General features: G+C 65.6%; 5 protein-coding genes. 2 read left to right on the top strand and 3 right to left on the bottom strand.

Annotation, left to right across the window (positions count from 1 at the left end; all coding sequences use genetic code 11):
- Positions 1-44: 44 nt before the first annotated feature.
- On the bottom strand, positions 45-656 hold the full coding sequence (locus tag BRAO375_RS29595; protein WP_009031105.1) for a hypothetical protein: 612 nt from the start codon (positions 654-656) through the stop codon (positions 45-47).
- 145 nt (positions 657-801) lie between these two features.
- Between BRAO375_RS29595 and BRAO375_RS29600 the strand changes: the two genes are divergently transcribed.
- Positions 802-1,488 carry an SET domain-containing protein gene (locus tag BRAO375_RS29600; RefSeq protein ID WP_009031106.1) on the top strand — a complete coding sequence of 229 codons (687 nt, stop codon included), beginning with the start codon at positions 802-804 and terminating at the stop codon, positions 1,486-1,488.
- Between the two features lie 14 nt (positions 1,489-1,502).
- Here the strand turns inward: BRAO375_RS29600 and BRAO375_RS29605 are convergent, their stop codons facing one another.
- The gene (locus tag BRAO375_RS29605) at positions 1,503-1,901 is read right to left on the bottom strand and encodes a hypothetical protein (protein ID WP_009031107.1); all 399 of its coding nucleotides are present in this window, start codon (positions 1,899-1,901) and stop codon (positions 1,503-1,505) included.
- A 33-nt stretch (positions 1,902-1,934) separates the two neighbouring features.
- Entirely contained in the window at positions 1,935-2,159 is a 225-nt protein-coding gene (locus BRAO375_RS29610; RefSeq protein WP_009031108.1) for a hypothetical protein, read from the bottom strand.
- A gap of 101 nt (positions 2,160-2,260) precedes the next feature.
- Here BRAO375_RS29610 and BRAO375_RS29615 point away from each other — a divergent pair.
- A partial coding sequence (locus BRAO375_RS29615; RefSeq protein WP_035643013.1) for a helix-turn-helix domain-containing protein occupies positions 2,261-2,694 on the top strand: 434 nt, incomplete at its 3' end.

A 2,694-nucleotide genomic window follows, 5' to 3' on the forward strand; every position in this document is an offset into this window, starting at 1 on the left:
CTCGCGCGCTATCATCGCAGCAAGAACAGACGCGCGCGCAGCGGCTAGGGCCGCGCCAGATCGATCGCGCGGCCACGGGTGCCGACGACCTTCACCTTGTCCTTTCCGCAGGCGAAGCTCCGCGCGCTCTCATCAGCCGCCTGCCGTGCCAGCTCATTAGCGTTGGGATTGGCGGCCGCATCGACATAGGCGACGTGGCAGACCGGTCCCGGCGGCAGCCGCGTCACCACCAGCATCGGCTTGTCCTTCGGCCCCTTCGTGCCCTGGTCGTCATTATCGGCGATCTGCCAGCGCTGAATGATCGCGAACGGCTTGCCGTCGGCCATGCGCCATTCGACGGTCTTGCCGGCGGAGTTGAACGGGCCGAACCAGGTCTGCGCGGCGGGCTCCTTGGCGGCCTCCCGGATGGTGCGGCCCACGGACACGGTCTCACGAAGGTCGCCTTCGTTGACCAGCACGATGAGGCCATCCTTGCCGGGACAGCTCTGCGTCGAGCTGTCGTTGTCCGGCTTGCCGATCGTCCGGCAGTCCTTTTCGGCAGCGGAGGTGTAGGCGCTGGCGATGGTCTCCGCGCCGGCTGCCTCGAACCACGCACAGCAGAGCAGGAGCGCCACGCTGATTCGCGCCGTCGCGCCATAACGGAAGGATTCGGACATGCGGTGGCCCGTGATAGCCGGAACTCGGCGCGCGCAAGGCGCTGCAAACTGGGGACGGCGCGAAACAGGGCAGGGAAACACCTGACATCGCCACGAATTTATCCTAGAACGGCGGCCTCGCGAGGTCCATCTCTTCCCATCGATCATGCCTGTCATCCCCTCGACCAAACCCTATCGCATCGGCCGCTCCAAGACGGGGCTCGGTCTGTTCGCCACCCAGCCGATCAAGAAGGGCAGCAAGATCATCCGCTACTTCGGACCGCTCTTGGATTCCAAGAAGGCCGAGGACGACGCGATCGAGAACAAATATCTGTTCGAGCTCGACAACCGCTGGACCATCGACGGCTCGATCCGGGAGAACGTCGCCCGCTACATCAATCATTCCTGCAAGCCGAACGCCGAATCCGACGTCAAGCCGCGCAAGAAGAAGATCTTCATCCGCGCCATCAAGAACATCGAGCCGGGCGAGGAGATCAACTACGATTACGGCACCGACTACTTCAAAGCCTATCTGAAGCCGATCGGCTGCAAATGCGACGCCTGCGAGAAGAAGCGGGCCAAGAAGAAGGCCGAGGCCCGCGCCGAGCGCGCCAAGCAGAAGGCGAAAGACGAGCGCAAGGCCGAGAAGAAGGCAAAGAAAAAGTCGGACAGGCTCGCCAAACAGACGGCAAAGGACAAGGCGAAGCAGGGCGCGAAGACCAAGGCTTCGACCGGTGGCGAGACAAAGGTGCTCGGCAAGGCGAAGAGCCGACGGCCGGTCCCGACCGTCGGCAAGCGCGTGAAGACCAAGTCCACCGTCAAGACGCTGACCAGCCGCGCCAAGGCGGCTTGATCGACGCGAACGCTTCAGGCCGCCACTGTGCCGCTGCTCCGGCGCAAGCCCATATACTGGAGCTCGGCGAAGATGCCGGTCCCCACCGCCTGGGCCGCGACGAAGATCTCGCCGAGCACGTTCGGCGTGACGAGGCCCGAGAACAGCAGCGCGATGCTGCCGACGGTCCAGGCCGCATTGCCGGCGACAACCAGCAGAATCAGCGGACGTGGGGCCAGTGCGCGCGAGCCGAGCCAGCCGACGAAGCACGCGTAGACAACCAGGAACAGGCCGGTCTCACGCAGCAGCGCATCGGGCAGTTGCATGAGAGCCGCCAGCGGCGACGCATCGAAGGTGAGAGCGAGTCCGGCCACGCCGCTGAACACGGCGTCGGCGATCAAGGCGCGGCGGAGCAGGGGGGACGAGTTGATCATGTCGGGTCTCCTTCGGTTGGGGTGAGCTCAGGTTCAACGAAGCCAGGCGAGGAGACGACGGCGCAGACGCGCCGGGCACAGCGAGCGCAGGGCCCGGCTCTCGATCTCCGTGACCTGCGCGACGACGAGGCTGCCCGTGACGAGCAGCATCGGCTCCGGCAGGTTGAGCGAGCGCGCCAGCAGCGATGTCGCGAGGCCGGCCAGCCAGCGGCTGACCGCGGTAAAAGCCAATGTCCCGTGATTGCGCTGCCTGCTCATGGTTCATCTCCTGTGGTGATGAAGATGACCGGCACCGGGAGGCATTTCGATTACCTGGCAGGTCATGGAGGCGCTGACGTCGGGGTGATAAGTCTTGGCTCATGACACAGCTTGCTTCGGCGCGTGCCGACCGCGCCAAACCGGTTCATGTCGGCGAGCATCTGCGGCAATGGCGGCAGCGCCGGCATCTGTCCCAGCTCGATCTGGCGCTCGATGCCGAGATATCGGCGCGCCATCTGAGCTTCGTGGAAACCGGCCGGGCCGCGCCGTCGCGCGACATGGTCCTCAAGCTGGCGGAGCGATTGGACGTGCCCCTGCGCGAGCGCAACGTGCTGCTGGTGGCCGCGGGCTATGCGCCGGCTTTCCAGCAGCGTCCGCTGGAGGATCCGGCGCTGAAGCCGGCCCGCGAGGCGATGAATCTCGTGCTCAAGGCGCACGAGCCGAACCCGGCAGTCGCTGTCGACCGGCACTGGAACCTGGTTGCGGCCAACAGGATGATCGCGCCGCTGCTGGCCGGCATTCCGGAGCGGCTGCT

Source organism: Bradyrhizobium sp. ORS 375 (assembly GCF_000239775.1).
Lineage (GTDB): Bacteria > Pseudomonadota > Alphaproteobacteria > Rhizobiales > Xanthobacteraceae > Bradyrhizobium.

What these genes read in the sequence shown, in the direction of transcription:
- BRAO375_RS29595 (WP_009031105.1), bottom strand. Translation starts at nt 656, where the DNA reads ATGTCCGAATCCTTCCGTTATGGCGCGACGGCGCGAATCAGCGTGGCG.
- BRAO375_RS29600 (WP_009031106.1), top strand. Translation starts at nt 802, where the DNA reads ATGCCTGTCATCCCCTCGACCAAACCCTATCGCATCGGCCGCTCCAAG.
- BRAO375_RS29605 (WP_009031107.1), bottom strand. Translation starts at nt 1,901, where the DNA reads ATGATCAACTCGTCCCCCCTGCTCCGCCGCGCCTTGATCGCCGACGCC.
- BRAO375_RS29610 (WP_009031108.1), bottom strand. Translation starts at nt 2,159, where the DNA reads ATGAGCAGGCAGCGCAATCACGGGACATTGGCTTTTACCGCGGTCAGC.